Origin of the sequence: Streptomyces lienomycini, from assembly GCF_027947595.1 — a bacterium.
Lineage (GTDB): Bacteria > Actinomycetota > Actinomycetes > Streptomycetales > Streptomycetaceae > Streptomyces > Streptomyces lienomycini.
Genome location: NZ_CP116257.1, coordinates 2644426 through 2668932 on the forward strand (window position 1 = coordinate 2644426; position 24507 = coordinate 2668932).

Genomic DNA, 24507 nt, shown 5'->3' on the forward strand with positions numbered 1-24507 from the left:
CGGCACACGCCTCACCGCAGCGGGCGGGTCCCGGTCTCCGGTGCCTGGACCACCGTCCACCGCCCCCACCCCGCGACGGCCAGCGCCACGGCCACCAGGCCCCCGCTCACCCACAGCGGACCCAGCTCACCGGCCGCCGTGCCGAGGGTCGTCGCGGCGAGCAGGGGGCCCGCGGCGGCGCCGGTGTTGAGGGCCGCGGTCGCGTAGGAACCGGCCATGGTGGGGGCGCCCGACGCCGCGTAGAGGACCCGGGTGATCAGGGTGGCGCCCACGGCGAAGGACAGCGCGCCCTGCGTGAACACCAGGGTGAGGAGCGCGACGGGGCTGTGGGCCAGGAGGGCCAGGGACGGCCAGCCGAGGAGCAGCAGCGGGCCGGTGACCGCGAGGACCGCCCCGGGGCGCCGGTCGGACAGCCGGCCCGCGACGGTGACGCCGGCGAAGGACCCGGCGCCGAAGAGGACCAGGGCGACGGAGATCCACAACTCGTCCAGCGCGGCGGTGCCGGTGACGACGGGCGCGAGGAAGGTGAAGCTCGCGAAGGTCGCCGCGTTGACCAGGGCGCCGAGCAGCATGACCCGCAGCAGTCGCGGATCGCGGAGGCGGGCCAGTTCCGTGCGCAGCGCAGGAGCGTCGGTCGCGTCCAGCCGTGCGGGGCGCGCGGGGACACCGGTGAGGATGCCGAGGGCCGCCGGCACGCAGAGGGCGGCGACCGCCCAGAACGTGGCCCGCCAGTCGAGCGCCGTGCCGAGCAGCGCGCCGCCGGGGACACCGGCGACGGTGGCGACCGTGGTGCCCGCGAGCAGGACGGAGAGCGCGCGGCCCTTGCGGTCAGCCGGGACGAGCGCGGCCGCCGTCGTCAGGGCCACGGCGAGGAAACCGGCGTTGGCCAGGGCCGCGACCACCCGGGTCGCGAACAGGAGGGCGAAGTCGGAGACGACGGCGCCCGCCGCGTGGGCGGTCAGGAAGACCAGGACGCAGCCCAGCAGGCTGGACCGGCCGGGACGGTGACGGGCGAGCGCCGCCATGAGCGGGGCCCCGACGACCATGCCGACGGCGAAGGCCGAGGTGAGCGTGCCCGCCGTCGCGACGGTGACGTCGAGATCCGCGGCGATGTCCGGCACCAGGCCGGCCAGCATGAACTCGGAGGTGCCCATGGCGAAGACCGCCAGGGCGAGCAGGTAGAGGGGGAGGGGCAGCATCGAGTCGGCTCCGGGGCGAGAGGGGGTACGAGGGGCATCTCGTCACCGCCGCCGCCCCGGGAGGGTACGCCTGTCGGACCGCTCGGACGCGGTACGACGACAGGGGTTACGGGCTCAGTGGTTCAGGGGGCTGACGGCGTGACCGAAAGCCCCCACCTTGTCCGACACAGGACTCGACATGAGCCGCACGCTACCCCACCGGCACCGGCCGGGGCATCCGGATTTCGCCGACGCATGCTCCCCGACCTGGTCCGACGTCTGACCGAACACCAGCTTGACGCACTACTGCAACTGATGTGCAATAACCTCGCATCGACAACAAGCGTGGGGGAGACATGACAGCCCGTCGGATCCATCGGACCCGTCCGCTACGGAGTGCCGCCGCCGCGGCGGCGTTCGTCGCCGGCGTCTCCGCCTGCTCCGCGCCCGGGGACGGCGGCACGGACGACGGGGGCGAGGCGGCCGAATCCGTCGTGATCGGAGTGGGCTCCGAGCCGGACACGCTCAGCCCGCTCCTCGGCTACGGCAAGGACGGCAACTCCAAGATCTTCGACGGGCTGCTCGCCCGCGACACCGACCTGAAGCTCGAGCCCGCGCTCGCCACCGCACTGCCCGAGATCGCCGACGGCGGCCGGACGTACACCTACACCCTGCGCGACGGCGTGAAGTTCAGCGACGGGGAACCGCTGACGTCCGCGGACGTCGTCTACACCTACCGCACCGTCCTCGACGAGAAGACCAACAACACCGCCCGCAGCGAACTCGACGCCGTCCAGAACGTCCGCGCCGACGGGGACGACACCGTCGTCTTCACCCTCAAGTACCCGTACGCGCCCTTCGCCGACCGCACCGTCCTGCCCATCGTCCCCGAACACGTCGCGGGCCGGCAGGACCCCAACACCGGAGAGTTCAACACCGAGCCCGTCGGCACCGGACCGTATGTGCTCACCCACTGGAGCAAGGGCGAGAAGCTCGGCTTCAAGGCCAACCCGCACTACTGGGGCGACAGGCCCGCGGTGAAGTCGTTCACCATGGCCGTCATCGCCGACGACAACGTACGCGCCACCCGGCTGCGCTCAGGTGACCTCGACGGCGCCGTCCTGCCGCCCAACCTGGCCGCCACCTTCGAGAAGGACGACGGCAGACGCACGTATCGGGCCAGGTCCTACGACTTCCGGGCCGTCACCCTGCCCACCGGCGGCAAGGTCACCGGCGACCGCGCGATCCGCCGGGCCCTGGACGCCGCCGTGGACCGGCAGGCCATGGTCGACAAGATCCTCGACGGCGCGGGCAGGCCGGCGTACGGGCCGCTGCCCGTCGACGACCCCTGGTACCGGCGCGGCATCGAGCGCCCGCACGACCTCGCCGGGGCCAAGCGCATCCTGGACGGGGCCGGCTGGAAGCCCGGCTCCGGCGGCGTCCGCGCCAAGGACGGACAGCGCGCCTCCTTCACCCTGTACTACCCGTCCGGCGACAAGGTCCGCCAGGACCACGCGCTCGCCTACGCCTCCGACGCCAAGAAGGCCGGCATCGAGGTGAAGGTCGAGGGCGCCACCTGGGAAGTCATCGAACCGCGGCTGAGCACCGACGCGGTCCTCGCGGGCCTCGGCAGCGTCGGCGACCCCGACTTCGGCCTCTACACCCTGCTGCACTCCTCGCTCGCCGGCGACGGCTTCAACAACATGGCCCACTACGCCAACCCGGCCGTGGACGAGGCCCTCGACACCGGACGCCGCGGCCAGGACCCGAGCGAGCGGGCGGCCGCCTACGACCGGATCCAGCAGGCCCTCGTCGAGGATCCCGGGTACACCTTCCTCACCCACATCGACCACCTCTATGTCCTCGCCGACCGCTGGGACGCTCTCACCACCCAACTGGAGCCGCACGAGCACGGCTTCGCCAGCGGGCCCTGGTGGAACATCGAGGACTGGCAGCCCAAGAAGTGATCCGCACCGCCCGACGGCTGCCCTGGGGCCCGATGGCGCGGCTGGCGGGGCGGCGGGCCCTGTTCGCCGTCCCCGTCGTCCTCGTCGTCACCTTCGGCGTGTTCGCCATCGCCGCCGCCTCCCCCTTCGACCCCGTCAAGGCCTACGCCGGCACCGCCGCGCTCGGCGCCGACCAGGAGACCCTGGACCGGCTGCGGGAGAACCTCGGTGTGGACCAGTCCTTCGTCACCCGCTGGTGGGACTGGCTGACCTCCGCCCTCACCGGAGACCTCGGCCACTCCGGCGTGCTGCGGCAGCCGGTGACCCAGGTGATCGGCGAACGCCTCGTCTGGTCCGCGCTGCTGTGCGCCGTCGCCTTCGCCCTCGCCGTCACGCTCGGCACGCTCCTCGGCGTCCTGGCCGCCCGCCGCCCCGGCTCGCCGCTCGACCGGGCGGTCACCTCCCTCGCGTACATCCTGGAAGCGGCTCCGGTGTTCTGGACCGCGCTGCTCGCCGTGTGGCTGTTCGCCCTCCAGTGGGACGTCCTGCCGGCCGGCGGCCTGACCGACACCGCCAGCGAACAGGTCACCGCGGGCCAGGTCGCGAGCCACCTCGTGCTGCCCGCCGGCGTGCTCGCCGTCTCCCAACTGCCCTGGTTCGTCCTCTACGTGCGCCAGGGCGTCGGCGACGCCCTGGCGGAGGACCCGGTGCGCGGCGCGCGGGCCCGCGGGCTGGGGGAGGGCACCGTCCTGATCGGACACGCCCTGCGCTCGGGACTGCTGCCGGTGCTCACCCTGATCGGCTCCCGCGTCCCCGAACTCATCACCGGCGCCCTGCTGGTGGAGACCGTCTTCAGCTGGCCGGGCATCGCCGCCGCCACCGTCGAGGCGGCCACCGCCGTCGACTTCCCGCTCCTCGCCGCCCTGACCGTCCTCGCCACCGCCGCCGTACTCGTCGGCAACCTGTTCGCCGACCTGCTCTACGGACTCTTCGACCCGAGGGTGAAGCACAGTGAGATGTGAAGTCCATGGCTGACACCGCTGCCGAGAAGACACGGCCGACCGGGCCGGTCCGGCGCTCCCGCGGCGGCGACCGCCGCTCCACCCGCACCCTGCGCCTGCGCACCTTGGCCGTGCTGCTGGCCCTGACCGTGCTCGCCGTGCTGCTCGTGCCGCCGCTGGTGCGACTCGACCAGCAGGCCGTCGATCTGGCCGCCAAGCTGCGGCCGCCCAGCCTCCAGCACCCGTTCGGCACCGACGACGTCGGCCGCGACCTGCTCCTGCGCTGCGTGTACGGCCTGCGGGTCTCCCTGCTCGTCGGGGTGGCGGCGGCCCTGACGGCGACGGTCGTCGGCACCGCCGTGGGCGCCACCGCCGGAGCGCTCGGCGGCTGGGTCGACCGCGCCGCCATGCGGGTCGTCGACACCCTCTCCGCCGTGCCCCACCTGCTGCTGGGCATCTTCGTCGTCGCGATGTTCCGGCCCGGCGTCTGGCCCGTGGTGGCCTCCGTCACCGTCACCCACTGGCTGTCCACCGCGCGCATCGTCCGCGCCGAGGTGCTGTCCCTGCGCTCCCGCCCCTACGTCGACGCCGCCGTCTCCGGGGGCGCCTCCCGGTGGCGGGTCGCCGTACGGCATCTGCTGCCGGGCGTGCTGCCCCAGGCCGCGCTGGCCGCCGTACTGATGGTGCCGCACGCCATGTGGCACGAGTCGGCGCTGTCCTTCCTCGGCCTCGGCCTGCCCACCCACACCGCGAGCCTCGGCAACCTGGTCCAGGAGGCGCGGGGCTCACTGCTGGCCGGGCAGTGGTGGCCGACCCTCTTCCCCGGCCTGTTCATCATCGTGCCCACCCTCGCCGTCGCCGGTCTCGCGGGCGCCTGGCGGGAGCGGATCAACCCGCGCCGCCGATCGGAGCTGATGCTGTGACCGGGCGAGCCCCCGTGCTGTCGGTACGCGGCCTGTCGGTGCGCTTCCTCATGCCGGGCGGGCGCCGTGTCGCCGCCGTCACCGACGCGCACTTCGACGTGGCGGCCGGCGAGTGCCTGGCCCTGATCGGCGAGAGCGGCTGCGGCAAGTCGGTCCTCGCCTCCGCCCTGCTGGGGCTGCTGCCCGGCAACGCGCGGACCGCCGGACGCGCACTCCTCGGCGACCTCGACCTCCTCGCCGCCGACGAGCGGACCTTCGCCCGCACCGTACGCGGCCGGCTGATCGGCCTCGTCCCGCAGAGCCCGGCCGCCCACCTCACGCCCGTCCGCACCGTCCGCTCACAACTGGAGGAGACGGTCGCGCGGCTCACCGCGGTCCGCGGCGGCCGCACCGCCCTGCGCCGGGCCGCGGAGGCCGCCGCCGAGCGCGCCGCGTTCCCCCCGGACCACCTCGACCACCACCCGCACGAACTCTCCGGCGGCCTCGCCCAGCGCGCCGCCACCGCCCTCGCCCTCGTGGGGGACGCCCCCCCTGCTGCTCGCCGACGAGCCGACCACCGGGCTCGACCGGGACCTGGTGGACCGCACCGTCGACGAACTACGACGCCATGTCGACCGGGCGGACGGCCCGGGCGCCCGGCGCGACGACGAGGACCGCGCCCTGCTGATGATCACCCACGACCTGGCCGCCGCCGAGCGCATCGCCGACCGGATCGCCGTGATGTACGCCGGCCGCATCGTCGAACTCGCCGACGTCGCCGCCTTCTTCGGCACCCCCGGCCCGCGCCACCCCTACAGCCGGGGCCTGCTCGACGCGCTGCCCGACCGCGCCTTCGTCCCCATACCCGGCCTGCCGCCCGAACTCGGCGCCCTCCCCGACGGCTGCGCCTTCGCCGCCCGCTGCGGGCGGGCCACCGACGCCTGCGCCGACCTGCCCCCGCTGCGCCACGCGGTGGCCTGCCACCATCCGCACGCCGCGCTCACGGAGGCCGCCGACCGTGCTTGAACTGCGTACCGTCACCGCCGGATACGACGGGAAGGCGCCCGTGTTCCGGGACGTCTCCCTGTCGGTGGAGCCGGGGCAGGCGGTCGGGCTGCTCGGCCCCAGCGGCTGCGGCAAGTCCACCCTCGCCCGCGTCGCGGCCCTGCTGCACCCACCCGACGCCGGCACCCTGGTCGTCGACGGCGCACCCGTGCGTCACTGGCGGCACCGGGCCCCCCGCGCCCGGCGCACCGCCTTCGGCGTCGTCTTCCAGCAGGCACGTCTCTCCGCGGACCCCCGGCTGACGCTGGCCGACCTGATCGCCGAGCCGCTGCGTGCCACCGGCCGACGGGACGGCGCCGCCGACCGGGTCGCCGACCTGTCCGCGACCGTGGGCCTGACCGCCGACCTGCTGACCAGGCGCCCGCACGAGGTCAGCGACGGCCAGTTGCAGCGCGCCTGCCTGGCCCGCGCCCTGGTACTTCGCCCGCGCTGGCTGGTGTGCGACGAGATGACGGCGATGCTCGACGCGTCGACCACGGCCGCCCTGGTGCGGGTCGTCGAGGACTACCGGGCCGCCAGTGGCGCGGGCCTGCTGGCCGTCGGCCACGACCGTCCGCTCCTCGACCGCTGGTGCGACCGCACCGTCGAGTGGGCCTCCTTGGTACCCCCGGCGGAGCACTGACCCGCCTCGGGTGCGTCAGCGGGTGCTCCACTTCTGGTTGTCGCGGCCGCTGCACTCCCAGAGCTGGAGCCTGGCACCGTTGCCCGTCTTCTCGTCGACGACGTCCACGCACTTGTTGGCCTGCACGTTCACCAGGTCACGGGGGCCGGCCAGGATGAACTGCTGGGCCGGGTTGCCGCTGCACACGGCGACCTGGACGACCGTGCCGTTGGCCGTGCCGCCCCAGGTGGCGTCCATGCACAGGCCCAGCGAACGGATCGTGCCGTCGGGACGGAAGTCCCACTTCTGCCAGTTCTTGCCGGTGCAGTCCGCGATCTGCAGCGGCGCACCGTCCCTCCACTTGTGACCCGCCACCTCGATGCAGCGGTTCGAGGCGTGACCGTAGATGGTCGTGCCGGGCGCGACGGGCTCCTCGGGCGTCTCGGCCTTCGGCTTCTCCTCGCCTCCGCCTCCGCCTCCGCCTCCGCCCGACGTCTCCTTCTCGGGCTTCTCGGGAGCCGGTGCCTGTTCGCCGCCGTCGTCCTTCGGCTCCTGCGTGGCCTCGGGCCGCTGCGCCTGCGGCTGCTCGGCGGGCGCGGACTCGGCGGTGCTGGGCAGGAGTTCCGGGCTCGCGCTGGGGCTGGGCGCGAGCGCGGCGCCCGCCTGCTGCGTCTGCTCGGTGGCGCTGGTGCGGACCTGGGGCTTGTAGGCGATCCAGATCATCACGAACGCGATGGCGAGGGCGACGAAGATCCCGAAGAACGTGGCGAGCCAGCGCGGCAGGAACCCCCGCTGGACGTACGTCCCCTCCACGTCGGTCGGGTCGACGCCGGAGCGGCGCACGGCCAGCGTGTACGGCCGCTCCTCCTTCGCCCCGAACCAGATGACCCGCTTCGGCTTCAGCGTCGTCTCCACGAACGCCGCGCGGCCGGGCTCGATCTGCACGTTCGACGGCCGGATCTCGTACGACAGGTGGTCGCCGGTGTCGCTGCCCGCGACCGACGCGGTCACCTTCGTGTTGCCGAGGTTGTCCACCGCCAGCTTCGGACGCCCCCGGAACCTGCCCTTCACCGTCGGCGGGACCAGCTCGGCCCGCACCTCGGTGAACGGCGTGATGGTGAGGTTGCCCTCCGGCACCGTCACCGCGTCCGGATGCTCCGTCGGCGTGATCCGCACCGCGTACGGGTTGGGGCCGGCCACCGCGTCCGGCGTCCTCGGCGGGGCGAACGTCAGCTCCACCGTGCCGGTCGTGCCCGGATACAGCCGCAGGGTCTGCGGTTCGACCGTCGTCCAGGGCGCCGTGTCCCCGACCGGCTCGAACCGGTACTCGTCCACCACGTCACCGGTATTGCGTACCCGCAGCCGTACGCGCGTACTGCTGCCGGGGTCCACGGTCGCGGACACGGGCTCCAGGGAAGTCCACAGGCTCACAGGGAGACGTTACGTGGGCGCCGAGCCCTCGTCAGGGGCCCTTCGGGCACTCCTGGCTGCCCCAACGGGCCGGGCCGGATGACCCGTCGCACCGAACCCCTCCCTTCTCACCAGGAACGAACAAAGTCCGACGGGATAATTGATTCGGTTGTGTTCGGGTCCTAGGGTGACCCCTGACTCAGTAGTCGCCGCGGCATCGGCAGTTGAGTACCGCCCCAACGCCAACTGCTCTCGCGGCATCGTGCGTCGAGCCGCCCCCGAAGTCCACGGAAGGCCACGGTCATGCCGCTTTCGCCCGCGTCCCCCGCCGAATCACCGGCCCGCCCGCCCCGCCCGGTCGTCAGCCGCCGCCGCCTCCTGGAGGGCGGGGCCGCCGTCCTGGTCGCGCTCACCCTCTCACCGTCGCCCGTCACCGCGGCGGGGCGGCGCCAGGCCGCCGGCGAAGCACCGGAGTGGAACGACTTCGGGGTCTTCCGGCTCGGCACCGAACCGCCGCACACCACGCTCATGCCGTACGCGGACGACAAGCAGGCCCTCGCCGGCGACCGTACCCGCTCGCCCTACCGGCTGAGCCTCGACGGTACCTGGAAGTTCGCCTACGCCGAACGCCCCGAGGTCCGGGACGCCGACTTCCACCGCACCGACGTGGACGACACGGACTGGGAGACCATCCCCGTCCCCTCCGTGTGGCAGCTGCACGGCCACGACCACCCCATCTACCTGAACATCACCTACCCGTACATGGGCCCCAACGGCCTCGGCGAGGACCCGCAGCCGCCCGCCGCGCCGACCCGCTACAACCCGGTCGGCCAGTACCGGCGCACCTTCACCGTGCCCCGCGACTGGAAGGGCCGCCGCACCTTCCTGCACTTCGAGGGCGTCAAGTCCGCGCACTACGTCTGGATCAACGGCGAACTGGTCGGCTACGACGAGGACTCCTACACACCCTCCGAGTACGACGTCACCGACCACCTCAAGCCGGGCACCAACCAGATCGCCGTCGAGGTCTACCGCTACTCCGACGGCGACTGGCTGGAGGACCAGGACATGATCCGGCTGAGCGGCATCTTCCGCTCGGTCCACCTCTACTCCACCCCGGCCGTGCACCTGCGCGACTTCAAGCTCGACACCCACCTCGACGACACCTACACCGGCGCCGAACTGGCCGTCACCGCGAGCGTGCGGGCGTACGGCGAGGGCGGCACCGGGCGCTACACCGTCGAGACCCAGCTGTACGACGCGCGCGGCCACGCCGTCTGGTCCCGGCCCCTCCAGCAGCCCGTCGAGGTCGGCGCGGCCGGCGCCGGGCAGGACGTCACCGTCCGGGCCGCCAGGGCCGTGCCCGGGCCCCGGCTCTGGTCGGCCGAGCACCCGAACCTCTACACGGCCGTGCTGCGCCTGCGGAACCCGGCGGGCAAGGTGACGGAGACCCTCTCGCACCGGGTCGGCTTCCGCGAGTTCGCGCTCAAGGACGGGCTGATGCGGATCAACGGCGAGCCGGTCTCCTTCCGCGGCACCAACCGCCACGAGATGCACCCGTCCCGCGGCACCGCCCTCACCCGCGAGGACATGGTCGAGGACATCAGGATCATCAAGCGGATGAACATGAACAGCGTCCGCACCTCGCACTACCCGAACAACCCGCAGTGGCTGGAACTGGCCGACGAGTACGGCCTCTACCTCGTCGACGAGACCAACCTCGAGACCCACGGCATCCGCGACGAGTACCCCGGCGACCACCCCGACTGGACCGCCGCCTGCGTGGCCCGCGCCCAGAACATGGTCCACCGCGACAAGAACCACGCCTCGGTCGTCATCTGGTCGCTCGGCAACGAGGCGGGCGGCGGCTCCACCTTCAACGCCATGCACGACTGGATCCGCTCCTACGACACCACCCGCGTCATCCAGTACGAGGGCGACGACCGCCCCGGCATCAGCGACATCCGCTCGGAGATGTACGACAGCCCGCAGCGCGTCGAGCAGCGGGCGAAGGACACGTCCGACACCCGGCCGTACGTGATGATCGAGTACGCCCACTCGATGGGCAACTCCACCGGCAACTTCAAGAAGTACTGGGACCTGGTGCGCGCCCACGACGTGCTCCAGGGCGGCTGGATCTGGGACTTCGTCGACCAGTCCCTCCACACCCCCGTCCCCGCCCGCACCCTGCTCACCGAGGCGGGACCGGCCGGGCTGCGCGGCGAGATCCTCGCCACCCGCGGCACCCTCGACCGCGACAAGGGCCTGTCCGGCATCACGGTCTTCGAGCGCGACGACAGTCTCGACCTCACCGGCTCCCTGACCCTGGAAGCCTGGATCACCCCGCACGTGACGGGGTACCACCAGCCGATCCTCGCCAAGGGCGACACCCAGTACGCGCTCAAGCAGAACGGCCGGACACTGGAGTTCTTCATCCACTCCGCCGGCCAGTGGATCACCGCGAACTGGCAGCTGCCGGACGACTGGACCGGCAGCGAGCACCACCTCGCGGGCGTCTTCGACGCCGACGCCGGGACCCTGACCCTCCACGTCGACGGCGTCGAGCGGGCCACCCGCACCACCGACCGGCGCCCCAGCAGCAACACCGCGCCCCTCGCGCTCGCCACCGACGCCGACAACCAGGTACGCGAGTTCAGCGGCACCATCCGCCACGCCCGCGTCTACGCCCGCGCCCTCGACGCCGCCGAACTCGCCTCCGACGGCCGCGGACCCGGTGACGACGGCGTCCGGTTCTGGTTCGACGCGGCCACCGTGAAGAGCGAGAAGAAGCGGCCCCGGGACAGGACGTTCCTCGCCTACGGCGGCGACTGGGGCGACAACCCCAACGACGGCGCCTTCGTCGCGGACGGCATCATCACCGCCGACCGCGGCCACACCGGCAAGGCCGCCGAGGTCAAACGCGTCTACCAGGCGATCAACGCCGCCCGCACCCCCGGCGGCGGACCCGGTGACGTCACCCTCACCAACGAGTACCTGTTCACCTCGCTGCGCGAGTTCGACGGCCGCTGGGAACTCGTCGCCGACGGCGAGGTCGTACGGCACGGGAAGCTGACCCGGGAACAACTGGACGTGTCCCCGAGGTCGGACAAGAACATCACCGTCCCCGTCAGGCTGCCGGACGACCCGGCCCCCGGCACCGAGTACTTCCTCCAACTCGCCTTCACCACCAAGGAGTCCACGCCCTGGGCGAAGGCGGGCTTCGAGGTGGCCCGGCAGCAACTGCCCGTCGAGACCGGCTCCGCCGCCCCGGCCCCCGCACGCCTGGAGAGCGTCCCCGTCCTGCGCCACCAGGACGGTGCGAAGGACGTCCGGGTGAGCGGCAAGGGCTTCTCGGTCACGGTCGACAAGACCACCGGCACCCTCACCTCCTACGAGGCGAAGGGAACCCCCCTCATCACCTCCGGGCCCGTGCCCAACTTCTGGCGCGCGCCCACCGACAACGACAAGGGCAACGGTCAGCACACCCGCAACCAGACCTGGCGCGACGCGGGCGCCCGCCGGAAGGTCACCGACGTCGCCGTACGCGCCCTCGGCGGCCGCGCCGTCGAGGTCAGGGTCACCGGCACCCTGCCGACCACGACCGAGTCGGCGTACACCACCACGTACACGGTGTTCGGCAACGGCGAGATCAAGGTCGACAACACCCTGCACCCGGGCGCCGCGAGCCTGCCCTACATCCCCGAGGTCGGCACGATGCTGTTCCTGCCGGGCCGCCTGGACCGCGTCCACTGGTACGGCCGCGGCCCCGAGGAGAACCACTGGGACCGCAACGACGGCACGGACGTCGGCCTGTACTCCGGGACCGTCGCCGACCAGTGGACCCCGTACATCCGCCCCCAGGAGAACGGCAACAAGACCGACGTCCGCTGGATCGCCCTCACCGACCGCCACGGCGTCGGCCTGCTCGCCTGCGGCGAACCCCTGCTGGAGGCCAACGCCTCGCACTTCACCCCGGAGGACCTGTCGACCGGCGTACGGCACGACTACCAGCTCACCCCGAGGGACGAGGTCGTCCTGCGCCTCAACCACCGCCAGATGGGTGTCGGCGGCGACAACAGCTGGGGCGCGCACACCCACGAGGAGTTCAAGCTCTTCGCCGCCCGGGACTACGCCTACACCTACCGGCTGCGCCCCCTCACCGACGTCCGTGACGCCATGTCGGCCTCCCGGCGGCGCACGGCGACCGAGTAGGCCGGACCGGCACACGAGAGGCCAGGAAGCGTGACGTCCATGTCGGATTCCCGCCAGCCCCCACCCGTTCCGCGGGCCATCCTGGACCCATGCAGACGGGAATGCACACCGACACCGAACGCTGCGTGCGGGCCGTTCGCTCGAAGGACGCGAGGTTCGACGGCTGGTTCTTCACAGCCGTCCTGACGACCGGGATCTACTGCCGGCCCAGCTGCCCGGTGGTACCGCCCAAGCCCGGGAACATGACCTTCTTCCCGAGCGCCGCGGCCTGCCAGCAGGCCGGGTTCCGGGCGTGCAAACGCTGCCGCCCGGACACCAGCCCCGGCTCGCCCGAGTGGAACCGGCGAGCCGACCTCACGGCCCGCGCCATGCGCCTGATCGCCGACGGCGTCGTGGACCGCGAGGGCGTACCCGGCCTGGCCTCCCGCCTCGGCTACAGCACCCGGCAGGTCGAACGCCAGCTCCTGGCCGAACTGGGTGCGGGCCCCCTCGCCCTCGCCCGCGCCCAGCGCGCCCAGACCGCCCGGCTGCTCATCGAGACCACCCCGCTGCCCATGGCGGACATCGCCTTCGCGGCCGGTTTCTCCTCCATCCGCACCTTCAACGAGACCGTCCGCGAGGTCTACGCGCTCTCCCCGGGCGAACTGCGCACCCGCGCCCCCCGGAGCCGCCCCGCCCCGGACGCCCCCACGGCCGGCGGCACCCCCGGCACCCTCTGCCTGCGCCTCCCGTTCCGGGCCCCGCTCAACCCCGACAACCTCTTCGGCCACCTCGCCGCCACCGCCGTGCCCGGCGTGGAGGAGTGGAGGGGCGGCGCGTACCGGCGCACCCTGCGCCTGCCGTACGGTCACGGCATCGTGGCCCTCACCCCGCATCCCGACCACGTCGCCTGCCGCCTCACCCTCACCGACCCGCGCGACCTGACCGTCGCCATCAGCCGTTGCCGACGGCTGCTCGACCTGGACGCCGACCCGGTGGCGGTCGACGGCCAGCTGCGCGCCGACCCGCTGCTCGCACCGCTCGTCGACAAGGCCCCCGGCCGACGGGTGCCCCGCACGGTGGACGAGGCGGAGTTCGCCGTGCGGGCCGTGCTCGGCCAGCAGGTCTCCACCGCGGCCGCCCGCACCCACGCCGCCCGCCTGGTCACCGCGCACGGCGAACCGGTGGACGACCCCGAGGGCGGCCTGACCCACCTCTTCCCGTCGACCGACGCGCTCGCGGCGGTGGACCCGGAGACCCTGGCGATGCCCAGGACCCGCCGTACGACCCTCACCACCCTGGTCTCCCGCCTGGCCGACGGCTCGCTCACCCTGGGCGTCGAGTGCGACTGGGCCGAGACCCGCGCCCGGCTCCTCGCCCTCCCCGGCTTCGGCCCCTGGACCGCCGACGTCATCGCCATGCGCGCCCTCGGCGACCCCGACGCCTTCCTCCCCACCGACCTGGGCATCCGCCGCGCCGCCGGAGAACTGGGCCTGCCCTCCACCCCCGCCGCGCTCACCGCCCGCGCGTCGACCTGGCGGCCCTGGCGGGCGTACGCCGTCCAGTACCTGTGGGCGACCGACGACCACCCGATCAACTTCCTGCCCGTATGAGCCTGTACGAGCCCGTTCGAATCCGTTCGAGGAGCCGGAGCGAAACCCGTGAAACAGCACACCGTGATCGACAGCCCCTACGGCGCACTCACCCTCGTCGCCGAGGACGGCGCCCTGTGCGGCCTCTACATGACCGACCAGCGCCACCGCCCGGCGGAGGAGACCTTCGGCGCACGCGACGAACGCCCCTTCGCCGAGACCGAGGAGCAGCTGGAGGCCTACTTCACCGGCGAACTGAAGGACTTCACCCTCGGCCTGCGGCTGAACGGCACACCGTTCCAGCGCACGGTCTGGGCACAGCTCCAGAAGATCCCGTACGGCGAGACCCGCACCTACGGCGAACTCGCCGACGCCCTCGGCAACCCGGCCGCCTCCCGCGCCGTGGGCCTCGCCAACGGCCGCAACCCGATCGGCATCATCGTCCCCTGCCACCGCGTCATCGGCGCGAGCGGCGGCCTCACCGGCTACGGCGGCGGCCTGGAGCGCAAGCAGCGGCTGCTGGACTTCGAACGAGGGGAAGCGGGACCGGAAGCCCTGTTCTAGCTGTACTGCCCAGCCAGGTTGGTCGAGACGCCGGCACCGCTGAGGACGGCGACGAGGGGCTTGCCGATCACGCGGTCGAGGGTGGGGCGCCGGTGAGCGGTCGGCGAACGGCTATCGGTCTACCCGGACGCCGTTCTCCAACTCGGCCGTCCCGGAGCCGTCCGCCAGGACGTCCAGCGCGGCCAGCACCCGGCCGTGCAGCGTGCCGAGCAGATGGTCGCCCAGGTCCTCGCGCGGCACCAGCCGCCAGGACAGCAGCTCCTCCTCCTGCAACCGGATCGCCTTGAGGTCGTCCTCGGACAGGACCCCGCCGTCGTACAGGTACGCCACGATCGGCGGCCGGCCCACCCCGCTCACCCAGTCCACCGCGAGCAGCCGGCCGATCCGCAGGTCGAGGCCGATCTCCTCGACCGTCTCCCGCCAGGCGCCCTGGCGCGGGGTCTCCCCGTCGTCGGACTCGATCGTCCCGCCCGGCAACGCCCATCCCTCACGGTAGTTGGGCTCGACGAGCAGCACCCGGCCGTCGGCGTCCCGGAAGACCGCGGCGGCACCGGCGAGCACGCGGGGGAGGCCGGCGATGTAGGTGGCGTAGTCAGCAGTGGTCATCCCGGAAGCCTAACGAGCCGGGGGCCGGGCGCGGGAGCGAAACACGGGTGAAAGCAATTGAGTTGTGGTCAACTAAGTGGCACACAACTCAAAGGGGGGCTGTGTTTCCCCGAGACCACGGGGGAGCGGTTCCACGAGGCGCTCCCGCAGGCCGAGTGCGTCGTCCTCGACGGTGCCCCGCACGGCCTGCTGTGGACCCACGCCCAGGAGGTGACCGACGCCCTGCTGGCCTTCCTGGCCGAGTGACTCCCCGGTTCCACGGTGTGGGCAGGGGCATGACGGCGCGGCAGTCCTCCGGTTAGGGTCGCAGCGGCGCGACTGCCTTGACGTGCGCAAGGCTCGGAGAGCAAGGGGAGATCAAGGTGGCTGACGCTGCTGTGGACGGGGCCCGTCGGGTCCTCGTCGCCGCGGACAAGTTCAAGGGCTCGCTGACGGCCGTCGAGGTCGCCAAGCGTGTCACGGCCGGGCTGCGCCGTGTCGTGCCGGACGTCCGGGTGGAGGCGCTGCCCGTGGCCGACGGCGGCGACGGTACGGTGGCCGCCGCGGTCGCGGCCGGGTTCGAACGCCGGGAGGTACGGGTCGCCGGACCCCTCGGCGACGAGGTGACGGCGGCGTACGCGCTGCGCGAGGGCACCGCGGTGGTGGAGATGGCCGAGGCCAGCGGTCTGCAACGGCTGCCCGCCGGGGTACTGGCGCCGCTGGCCGCGTCGACGTACGGCTCGGGCGAGCTGCTGCGGGCGGCGCTGGACGCGGGGGCGCGGACGATCGTCTTCGGGGTCGGCGGCAGCGCCACCACGGACGGTGGCGCCGGGATGCTGGCCGCGCTGGGCGCGCGGTTCCTGGGCGGCGACGGTGAGCCCGTCGCGCCGGGCGGGGGCGGCCTCTCGGGGGTCGCCTCGGCCGACCTGTCCGGTCTGGACCCCCGGCTGTCGGGCGTGGAGCTGGTGCTCGCCAGTGACGTCGACAATCCCCTGACCGGACCCAAGGGCGCCCCCGCGGTCTACGGCCCGCAGAAGGGTGCCTCTCCGGAGGACGTGACGGCCCTGGACGCCGCGCTGGCCCACTTCGCGAAGGTGCTTCAGGGCACGGAGGGCGTGGGCGCGCGGGCCGCCGACTACGCCGCGTCCCCGGGCGCGGGCGCCGCGGGCGGCATCGGGTTCGGCGCGATGCTGCTGGGGGCGAGGTTCCGGCCCGGCATCGAGGTGATGCTCGACGTGCTGGGCTTCGCGCCGGCGCTGGAGCGGGCGGACCTGGTGATCACGGGGGAGGGCTCGCTGGACGAGCAGACCCTGCACGGGAAGGCCCCGGCGGGTGTCGCGGCGGCGGCGCGGGCGGCGGGCAAGGAGGTCGTCGCGGTGTGCGGGCGCCTCGCGCTGCCGGCGGAGGCGCTGGGGCGGGCCGGGATCCGGCGGGCGTATCCGCTGACGGATGTCGAGCCGGACGTCGCGAAGTGCATCGCGGACGCGGGGCCGATCCTGGAGCGGGTGGCGGAGTCCATCGCGCGGGACTTCGTCGCGTAGGGGAGTCTCGCCCCCGCCGCCCCTTCCCGTTCCCGACCCCCGGGGGTCTGGGGGCGGAGCCCCCAGCCAGGCCCACACCGACGCCGGGCACGCACAAACAGAAGGGCCCCGGACCCGACCCGGGTCCGGGGCCCCACCGACGTTCACACGTCACGGAAGCTGCGCGGCCCGCGCCTCCCGCCGATTGTCACGGAAGTTGTTCACCCTGCGCGCGGTGGCGAACAGCGGAATCACCGCCCCCATCACCAACTGCAGCGCACACCCCGTCTGGAGCAGCAGCTGCCCGCTCGGCGCGTCGAACGCCCAGCCGGCCAGCAGCCCCATCGACAGGACGATCCACGACAGCATCGCCACCGCCAGCCGCCCCCGCGGCTTCGGGTACTCGACCCGGCTCACCATCAGCCAGGCGGTGCCGAGGATCGCCAGCAGCGTCGCCACGAAGGGCAGCTCCAGGAGCACGATCGACACCACCGTCAGCGCCCCGAACGGCGACGGCATGCCCTGGAAGGTGCCGTCCTTCACGGTGACGCAGGAGAACCGCGCGAGCCGCAGCACCACCGCCAGCAGCACCACGATCGCCCCCACCGCCGCCACCCGCTGGTAGGCGTCGTCCGCGACCATGCCGTAGACGAGGACGAAGTACGCGGGTGCGAGGCCGAAGCTGATCAGGTCGGAGAGGTTGTCCAGCTCCGCGCCCATCGGAGAGCTGCGCAGCTTGCGGGCGACCAGACCGTCGAACAGGTCGAAGATCGCCGCGCACAGCATCAGGATGACCGCGGTGGCCGCGCTGTGCCGGGCCATGCCCGACTCGTCGCTGCCCATGAGGTGCGGGATGAGGATTCCGGTGGTGGTGAAGTACACCGCCATGAAGCCGCACGTCGCGTTGCCGAGCGTGAGCGTGTCCGCTATCGACAGGCGGAGCGAGAGCGGCATCTCCTCGTCGTCGTCCACCTCGTCGGCCTCCGGCACCCATCCGGCCTGGGTCTGTGGATCAATCACGGTCAATTCGAGTCACCCCAGCCACCGTCTTCTGACCCACCTCGACGTCGACCTCCACACCCTCCGGCAGGTACAGGTCGACGCGGGAGCCGAAGCGGATCAGACCGACCCGCTCGCCCTGCTCGACCTTGGTGCCCTGCGGCACGTACGGGACGATGCGGCGGGCCACCGCGCCGGCGATCTGGATCATCTCGATGTCGCCGAGCTCGGTGTCGAAGTGCCACACGACGCGCTCGTTGTTCTCGCTCTCCTTGTTGAAAGCGGGAACGAAGCCGCCCGGCACGTGCTCGACCGACGTCACGGTGCCGGACAGCGGGGCACGGTTGACGTGGACGTTGAGCGGGCTCATGAAGATCGCGACGCGGGTGCGGCCGTCCTTCCACGGCATGATGCTCTGCACCACACCGTCGGCGGGCGAGATGACCCGGCCCCGGGTGATCTCGCGCTCGGGGTCGCGGAAGAACCACAGCATCCCCGCCGCGAGGGCGGTGGCGGGGACGGCGACGGCCTTGGCGGCACCGGAGCGACGGGCACGCAGAAGGCTGACGGCTGCGGTGGCGACGGTCGGCAGAAGCCACGGCGAGGCTCCGCGCGCGAGGCGTACGCCGGCGAGGCTGTCGCGAGGTGCAGAGGTTTGGCTGTGGGGCATGGATGACCTTCGTAGCGGATGATGCCGCGCTATGACGGGGGACGGCGGCTTTCCGGCGATCGTAGCGGCTCCGCGCCGCAACTGGGTAAGCCAGGAAGCCGAGTCGGCGGCCGAACAGTGCCTACGGGGTGTGACCTTCTTCTCCAAGAAAACACCCCGTATCCGGACATCTAACCCTGGAATCGATACTCTTCGAGCAGTCGGCGGCCGATGATCATTTTCTGGATCTCGGCGGTGCCTTCACCGATGAGCAGCATCGGCGCCTCGCGGTAGAGGCGCTCGATCTCGTACTCCTTGGAGAAGCCGTACCCGCCGTGGATCCGGAAGGCGTCCTCCACGACCTCCTTGCAGTACTCGGAGGCGAGGTACTTGGCCATCCCCGCTTCCAGGTCGTTTCGTTCGCCCGAATCCTTTTTGCGTGCAGCGTTCACCATCATGGCATGCGCCGCCTCCACCTTGGTAGCCATCTCCGCGAGCTTGAACTGGATGGCCTGGTGCTGGGCGATCTGCTTGCCGAAAGTGTGACGCTGCTGGGCGTACCGGACGCCGAGTTCGAAGGCACGCTGAGCGACGCCGCAGCCACGGGCCGCCACATTGACGCGTCCCACCTCGACGCCGTCCATCATTTGGTAAAAACCTCGGCCGGTGACGCCGCCGAGGACCCGATTGGCCGGAATGCGCAGGCCGTCCATGATGAGCTCGGTGGTGTCGACGCCCTTGTAGCCCATCTTGTCGATCTTCCCGGGGACGGTCAGACCCGGGCGGACCTCGCCGAAGCCGGGCTCCTTCTCCACCAGGAAGGTCGTCATCGACCTGTGCGGGGCGGTGCCCTCGGGGTGACCCTCGTCACTCTTCACCAGGACGGCCACCAGCGACGACGTACCGCCGTTCGTCAGCCACATCTTCTGGCCGTTCAGGACGTACTCCTCGCCGTCCTTCACCGCCTTCGAGGAGATCGCCGAGACGTCGGAGCCCAGCGCCGGCTCGGACATCGAGAAGGCGCCCCGGATGTCGCCCGCGGCCATGCGGGGCAGGAAGTGGTCCTTCTGCTCCTGCGTGCCGTGCTGCTTGAGCATGTACGCCACGATGAAGTGCGTGTTGATGATGCCGGACACCGACATCCAGCCGCGGGCGATCTCCTCCACGCACAGGGCGTAGGTCAGGAGCGACTCGCCCAGGCCCCCGTACTCCTCGGGAATCATCAGGCCGAACAGGCCGAGTTCCTTCAGCCCGTCCACGATGTCCTGCGGGTACTCGTCCCGGTGCTCCAGCTCGGTGGCGACCGGGATGATCTCCTTGTCCACGAAGTCCCGGACGGTGGAGAGAATCTCCCGCTGGACGTCCGTGAGGCCGTGGGTCTGGGCGAGACGGCTCATCTCTACTTCCCCTGTTCCTTCAGCTCGGGCCGGCCGGGCTGCTCGCCGCCGCGCTCCTTGGTGTACGTCTCGGTCGGCACCATCACCTTGCGGCGGAAGACGCACACGAGCGTGCCGTCCTGCTTGTAGCCCTTGGTCTCCACGTGCACGATGCCGCGGTCGTTCTTCGACTTGGACGGCCACTTGTCGAGCACGGTCGTCTGGCCGTAGACCGTGTCGCCGTGGAAGGTCGGCGCCACGTGCCTGAGCGACTCGATCTCCAGGTTGGCGATCGCCTTTCCGGACACGTCCGGGACGGACATGCCGAGCAGGAGCGAGTAGACGTAGTTGCCGACCACCACGTTCTTGCCGAAGTCCGTCGTCTTCTCGGCGTAGTTGGCGTCCATGTGGAGCGGGTGGTGGTTCATGGTGAGGAGGCAGAAGAGGTGGTCGTCGTACTCCGTGACCGTCTTCCCGGGCCAGTGCTTGTAGGTCGCCCCGACCTCGAACTCCTCGTAGGTGCGTCCGAACTGCATGGCGCTCAGCCCTCCGGGATCTCGAACTTCGACGTGCGCCGCATCCCGGCCGCACGCCCCTTGCCGGAGACGACCAGCGCCATCTTGCGGCTGGCCTCGTCGATCATCTCGTCGCCGAGCATCGCGGAGCCCTTCTTGCCGCCCGCCTCGGACGTGTAGTAGTCGTACGCGTCCAGGATCAGCTCGGCGTGGTCGTAGTCCTCCTGGGAGGGCGAGAAGATCTCGTTGGACGCCTCGACCTGGCCCGGGTGCAGCACCCACTTGCCGTCGAAGCCGAGGGCGGCGGCGCGCTGTGCGACCTCGCGGTAGCCGTCCACGTTGCGGATCTGCAGGTAGGGGCCGTCGATCGCCTGGAGGTTGTTGGCGCGGGCCGCCATCAGGATCTTCATCAGGATGAAGTGGTAGGCGTCGGCGGGGTAGCCGGGCGGCTGCTCGCCCACGACGAGGGACTTCATGTTGATGGACGCCATGAAGTCGGCCGGGCCGAAGATGATGGTCTCCACGCGCGGGCTGGCCTGGGCGATCTCGTTGACGTTGTTCAGGCCCCGCGCGTTCTCGATCTGCGCCTCGATGCCGATGCGGCCGACCTCGAAGCCCATCGTCTTCTCGATCTGGGTGAGCAGGAGGTCGAGGGCGACGACCTGCTGGGCGTCCTGGACCTTCGGCAGCATGATGCAGTCCAGGTTCGGGCCGGCGCCCTCCACCACCGTCACGACGTCCCGGTACGTCCACTCGGTCGTCCAGTCGTTGACGCGCACGACACGGGTCTTGCCGGTCCAGTCGCCCTCGTTGAGGAACTTGACGATGGTGTGCCGCGCCTCGGGCTTGGCGAGCGGCGCGCAGGCGTCCTCCAGGTCCAGGAAGACCTGGTCCGCCGGGAGGCCCTGGGCCTTCTCCAGGAAGCGCGGGTTCGAGCCCGGTACCGCCAGGCAGGAACGCCGGGGGCGGAGACGGTTGACCGTGGTCATGCGGGGACCTCCAGGGGGTCGAGCTTGTTCGCGTACCGGATCTCGTCGACGATCCGGCCGATGATGCCGGTGATGTCGAAGTCCTTCGGGGTGAAGACCGCGGCCACTCCCGCGGCCCGCAGTTCCTCGGCGTCACCGTTCGGGATGATGCCACCGGCGATCACCGGGATGTCTGTGGCACCGGCCACACGGAGCCGTTCGAGCACGTCCGGCACCAGTTGCGCGTGCGAGCCGGACAGGATGGACAGGCCCACCGCGTGCACGTCCTCCGCGAGGGCGGCGTCCACGATCTGCTCCGGAGTGAGCCGGATGCCCTGGTAGACCACCTCGAACCCGGCGTCGCGGGCCCGCACGGCGATCTGCTCGGCGCCGTTGGAGTGGCCGTCCAGGCCGGGCTTGCCGACCAGGAAGCGGAGCTTGCCGACCTCCATCTCCTTGGCCGTCAGCTCCACCTTGCGGCGCACCTCCGCCAGGGCCGAGCCCTCCTCCGCGGTGACCGCGACCGGCGCCGAGGACACCCCGGTCGGGGCCCGGAACTCGCCGAACACCTCGCGCAGCGCCCCCGCCCACTCGCCGGTCGTGGCGCCGGCCCGGGCGCACTCCAGGGTGGCCTCCATGAGGTTGCCGGTGCCGCGCGCCGCCTCCTTCAGCTTCTCCAGCGCCTTGCAGGGGCGCGGGTGGTTGAAGGGCGGCTGGTACCGCGTGTCCCGCCAGTTCCGAAGCGAGGCGACGACGCGGGCCTCCACCGCCGGGTCGACCGTCTGGATCGCGGTGTCCAGGTCGGCGGTCAGCGGGTTCGGCTCGGTGCCCTCGAAGGCGTTGACACCGATGATCTTCTCCTCGCCGGACTCGATCCGGGCCCGGCGCTCGGCGTGCGAGGCGACCAGTTGCGACTTGAGGTAGCCGGACTCCACGGCGGCCATCGCGCCGCCCATCTCCTGGATGCGCTCGATCTCCGCGAAAGCCGCCTCGACCAGCTCGTCGACCTTCGCCTCGACCACCTTCGAGCCCTCGAAGAGGTCCTCGTACTCCAGCAGGTCGCTCTCGTGCGCCAGCACCTGCTGGATGCGCAGCGACCACTGCTGGTCCCAGGGGCGGGGCAGGCCCAGCGCCTCGTTCCAGGCCGGCAACTGCACGGCACGCGCGCGTGCGTCCTTGGAGAGGGTGACGGCCAGCATCTCCAGGACGATCCGCTGGACGTTGTTCTCCGGCTGCGCCTCGGTCAGGCCGAGGGAGTTGACCTGGACGCCGTAGCGGAAGCGGCGGTGCTTGGGGTTCTCGATGCCGTAGCGCTCGCGGGTGACGCGGTCCCAGATGCGGCCGAAGGCGCGCATCTTGCACATCTCCTCGACGAAGCGGACGCCCGCGTTCACGAAGAAGGAGATGCGGCCGACCACGTCGCCCATGCGCTCCTGCGGCACCTGCCCGCCGTCCCGCACCGCGTCGAGGACGGCGATCGCGGTGGACATCGCGTACGCGATCTCCTGCACCGGCGTGGCGCCCGCCTCCTGGAGGTGGTAGCTGCAGATGTTGATCGGGTTCCACCTGGGCAGGTGGGAGACCGTGTACGCGATCATGTCGGTCGTCAGGCGGAGCGAGGGCCCCGGCGGGAAGACGTGCGTCCCCCGGGACAGGTACTCCTTGACGATGTCGTTCTGGGTCGTGCCCTGGAGCCTGGTGACGTCCGCGCCCTGCTCCTCCGCGACGACCTGGTAGAGCGCCAGCAGCCACATGGCCGTGGCGTTGATGGTCATCGAGGTGTTCATCTGCTCCAGCGGGATGTCCTGGAACAGCCGGCGCATGTCACCGAGGTGCGCGACCGGCACGCCGACCCGGCCCACCTCGCCGCGGGCGAGGACGTGGTCGGAGTCGTAGCCGGTCTGGGTCGGCAGGTCGAAGGCGACCGACAGACCCGTCTGGCCCTTGGCGAGGTTGCGCCGGTACAGCTCGTTGGACGCCTCGGCCGTGGAGTGACCGGCGTAGGTGCGCATGAGCCACGGCCGGTCCTTCTGACGCTCAGTCATGGGTGGCCTCCGCCGTCCTCAGATGTTCCGGAAGCGGTTGATGGCGTCGAGGTGCTGGGCGCGCTTCTCGTGGTCGCGCACGCCGAGGCCCTCCTCGGGCGCCAGGCAGAGCACGCCGACCTTGCCCTGGTGCAGGTTGCGGTGGACGTCGTAGGCGGCCTGGCCGGTGTCCTCCAGGGAGTACACCTTGGAGAGCGTGGGGTGGATCCTGCCCTTGGCGATGAGGCGGTTGGCCTCCCAGGCCTCGCGGTAGTTGGCGAAGTGGGAGCCGATGATGCGCTTCAGGGACATCCACAGGTAGCGGTTGTCGTACTCGTGCATGTAGCCCGAGGTCGAGGCGCAGGTGGTGATGGTGCCGCCCTTGCGGGTGACGAAGACGGAGGCGCCGAAGGTCTCGCGGCCGGGGTGCTCGAAGACGATGTCGATGTCCTCGCCGCCGGTGAGTTCGCGGATGCGCTTGCCGAAGCGCTTCCACTCCTTGGGGTCCTGGGTGTGCTCGTCCTTCCAGAACTTGTAGCCCTCGGCGTTGCGGTCGATGATCGCGTCGGCGCCCATCGAGCGGCAGATGTCCGCCTTCTGCTCGCTGGAGACCACGCAGATCGGGTTGGCGCCGCCTGCGAGGGCGAACTGGGTGGCGTAGGAGCCGAGTCCGCCGCTGGCGCCCCAGATGAGCACGTTGTCGCCCTGCTTCATGCCGGCGCCGTTGCGGGAGACCAGCTGGCGGTACGCGGTGGAGTTGACCAGACCGGGAGCGGCGGCCTCCTCCCAGCTCAGATGCTCCGCCTTGGGCATCAGCTGGTTCGACTTGACCAGCGCGATCTCCGCGAGGCCGCCGAAGTTGGTCTCGAAGCCCCAGATGCGCTGCTCGGGGTCGAGCATCGTGTCGTTGTGGCCGTCGGACGACTCCAGCTCGACGGAGAGGCAGTGCGCGACGACCTCGTCGCCCGCCTGCCAGGCGTTGACGCCGGGGCCGGTGCGCAGGACGACGCCCGCGAGGTCGGAGCCGATGACGTGGTACGGCAGGTCGTGGCGCTTGGTCAGCTCGCTGACCCGGCCGTAGCGCTCCAGGAACCCGAAGGTGGACATCGGCTCGAAGATCGAGGTCCACACCGAGTTGTAGTTGACCGAGGAGGCCATGACGGCCACCAGTGCCTCGCCGGGGCCCAGCTCGGGCACCGGCACCTCGTCCAGGTGGGTCGACTTGCGGGGGTCCTTGTCGCGGGTCTCGAGGCCCGCGAACATCTCGGTCTCGTCCTTGTGCACGGTGATCGCGCGGTACGACTCGGGGAGCGGCAGCGCGGCGATGTCGGCCTTGGTGGAGTCGGGCGACTGGATCGCGTCCAGGATGTCCTTCACGGTCACGGTGTTGCCTCCGGCGGTGAGCGCCCTGAGGGAGGGGC

Annotated in this window: 18 protein-coding genes and 2 pseudogenes; 10 read left to right on the forward strand and 10 right to left on the reverse strand. The window is 71.6% G+C overall.

Features of this window, described 5'->3' with window-relative positions:
* Positions 1 to 11: 11 nt before the first annotated feature.
* A complete protein-coding gene (locus BJ961_RS11965) occupies positions 12 to 1196 on the reverse strand; it encodes a Cmx/CmrA family chloramphenicol efflux MFS transporter (RefSeq protein ID WP_271417020.1) in 1185 nt (394 codons plus the stop codon).
* A gap of 338 nt (positions 1197 to 1534) precedes the next feature.
* Here BJ961_RS11965 and BJ961_RS11970 point away from each other — a divergent pair, with 338 nt between their 5' ends.
* The 5 genes and pseudogenes from BJ961_RS11970 (at position 1535) to BJ961_RS11990 (ending at position 6714) form a co-directional block, all read left to right on the forward strand.
* Complete coding sequence (locus tag BJ961_RS11970) at positions 1535 to 3145, forward strand: ABC transporter substrate-binding protein (protein ID WP_271321280.1); 1611 nt, start codon at positions 1535 to 1537, stop codon at positions 3143 to 3145.
* 32 nt (positions 3146 to 3177) lie between these two features.
* Entirely contained in the window at positions 3178 to 4146 is a 969-nt protein-coding gene (locus tag BJ961_RS11975) for an ABC transporter permease (protein WP_271417021.1), read from the forward strand.
* A gap of 5 nt (positions 4147 to 4151) precedes the next feature.
* Positions 4152 to 5048 carry an ABC transporter permease gene (locus BJ961_RS11980; RefSeq protein ID WP_271321281.1) on the forward strand — a complete coding sequence of 299 codons (897 nt, stop codon included), beginning with the start codon at positions 4152 to 4154 and terminating at the stop codon, positions 5046 to 5048.
* Positions 5049 to 5098: 50 nt separating this feature from the next.
* Positions 5099 to 6053, forward strand: a pseudogene (locus BJ961_RS11985) (ABC transporter ATP-binding protein).
* A complete protein-coding gene (locus BJ961_RS11990) occupies positions 6046 to 6714 on the forward strand; it encodes an ABC transporter ATP-binding protein (protein ID WP_271321282.1) in 669 nt (222 codons plus the stop codon). Before BJ961_RS11985 ends, BJ961_RS11990 begins: the two are co-directional and overlap by 8 nt.
* Positions 6715 to 6729: 15 nt before the next feature.
* Here BJ961_RS11990 and BJ961_RS11995 read toward each other — a convergent pair whose 3' ends face one another.
* Positions 6730 to 8124 (reverse strand): ricin-type beta-trefoil lectin domain protein, encoded by a 1395-nt coding sequence (locus BJ961_RS11995; protein WP_271321283.1) that lies wholly within the window; start codon positions 8122 to 8124, stop codon positions 6730 to 6732.
* Between the two features lie 282 nt (positions 8125 to 8406).
* On the opposite strand from BJ961_RS11995, the gene BJ961_RS12000 reads away from it, so the two are divergent.
* From BJ961_RS12000 to BJ961_RS12010, 3 genes are all read left to right on the forward strand, one after another.
* The gene (locus BJ961_RS12000) at positions 8407 to 12315 is read left to right on the forward strand and encodes a glycoside hydrolase family 2 TIM barrel-domain containing protein (RefSeq protein ID WP_271321284.1); all 3909 of its coding nucleotides are present in this window, start codon (positions 8407 to 8409) and stop codon (positions 12313 to 12315) included.
* 89 nt (positions 12316 to 12404) lie between these two features.
* The gene (locus tag BJ961_RS12005) at positions 12405 to 13907 is read left to right on the forward strand and encodes an AlkA N-terminal domain-containing protein (RefSeq protein ID WP_271321285.1); all 1503 of its coding nucleotides are present in this window, start codon (positions 12405 to 12407) and stop codon (positions 13905 to 13907) included.
* Between the two features lie 48 nt (positions 13908 to 13955).
* Positions 13956 to 14450: a methylated-DNA--[protein]-cysteine S-methyltransferase gene (locus BJ961_RS12010; protein ID WP_271321286.1), complete on the forward strand. Its 495-nt coding sequence runs from the start codon at positions 13956 to 13958 to the stop codon at positions 14448 to 14450.
* A gap of 111 nt (positions 14451 to 14561) precedes the next feature.
* Here the strand turns inward: BJ961_RS12010 and BJ961_RS12015 are convergent, their stop codons facing one another.
* A complete protein-coding gene (locus BJ961_RS12015) occupies positions 14562 to 15056 on the reverse strand; it encodes an NUDIX domain-containing protein (RefSeq protein ID WP_271321287.1) in 495 nt (164 codons plus the stop codon).
* A gap of 111 nt (positions 15057 to 15167) precedes the next feature.
* Here BJ961_RS12015 and BJ961_RS12020 point away from each other — a divergent pair.
* Positions 15168 to 15302, forward strand: a pseudogene (locus BJ961_RS12020) (alpha/beta fold hydrolase); the annotation flags it as partial.
* 131 nt (positions 15303 to 15433) lie between these two features.
* On the forward strand, positions 15434 to 16576 hold the full coding sequence (locus BJ961_RS12025) for a glycerate kinase (protein WP_271417022.1): 1143 nt from the start codon (positions 15434 to 15436) through the stop codon (positions 16574 to 16576).
* A gap of 150 nt (positions 16577 to 16726) precedes the next feature.
* Here the strand turns inward: BJ961_RS12025 and pssA are convergent, their stop codons facing one another.
* The 7 genes from pssA to ccrA all read right to left on the reverse strand — a co-directional run bounded on the left by pssA (position 16727) and on the right by ccrA (position 24463).
* Positions 16727 to 17545 carry a CDP-diacylglycerol--serine O-phosphatidyltransferase gene (gene pssA / locus BJ961_RS12030; protein ID WP_271417023.1) on the reverse strand — a complete coding sequence of 273 codons (819 nt, stop codon included), beginning with the start codon at positions 17543 to 17545 and terminating at the stop codon, positions 16727 to 16729.
* A 22-nt stretch (positions 17546 to 17567) separates the two neighbouring features.
* The gene (locus BJ961_RS12035; protein ID WP_007387958.1) at positions 17568 to 18224 is read right to left on the reverse strand and encodes a phosphatidylserine decarboxylase; all 657 of its coding nucleotides are present in this window, start codon (positions 18222 to 18224) and stop codon (positions 17568 to 17570) included.
* A 170-nt stretch (positions 18225 to 18394) separates the two neighbouring features.
* Positions 18395 to 19600, reverse strand: a complete 1206-nt coding sequence (locus tag BJ961_RS12040) for an acyl-CoA dehydrogenase family protein (RefSeq protein WP_271321288.1) — start codon at positions 19598 to 19600, stop codon at positions 18395 to 18397.
* 2 nt (positions 19601 to 19602) lie between these two features.
* Positions 19603 to 20115: a MaoC family dehydratase gene (locus tag BJ961_RS12045; protein WP_271321289.1), complete on the reverse strand. Its 513-nt coding sequence runs from the start codon at positions 20113 to 20115 to the stop codon at positions 19603 to 19605.
* 5 nt (positions 20116 to 20120) lie between these two features.
* On the reverse strand, positions 20121 to 21083 hold the full coding sequence (locus BJ961_RS12050; protein WP_271321290.1) for an HpcH/HpaI aldolase/citrate lyase family protein: 963 nt from the start codon (positions 21081 to 21083) through the stop codon (positions 20121 to 20123).
* Positions 21080 to 23107 carry a protein meaA gene (locus BJ961_RS12055; protein ID WP_271321291.1) on the reverse strand — a complete coding sequence of 676 codons (2028 nt, stop codon included), beginning with the start codon at positions 23105 to 23107 and terminating at the stop codon, positions 21080 to 21082. The genes BJ961_RS12050 and BJ961_RS12055 overlap by 4 nt, the downstream gene beginning before the upstream one ends.
* Before the next feature lie 18 nt (positions 23108 to 23125).
* The gene (ccrA, locus tag BJ961_RS12060) at positions 23126 to 24463 is read right to left on the reverse strand and encodes a crotonyl-CoA carboxylase/reductase (RefSeq protein WP_381161139.1); all 1338 of its coding nucleotides are present in this window, start codon (positions 24461 to 24463) and stop codon (positions 23126 to 23128) included.
* Between the last annotated feature and the right edge of the window lie 44 nt (positions 24464 to 24507).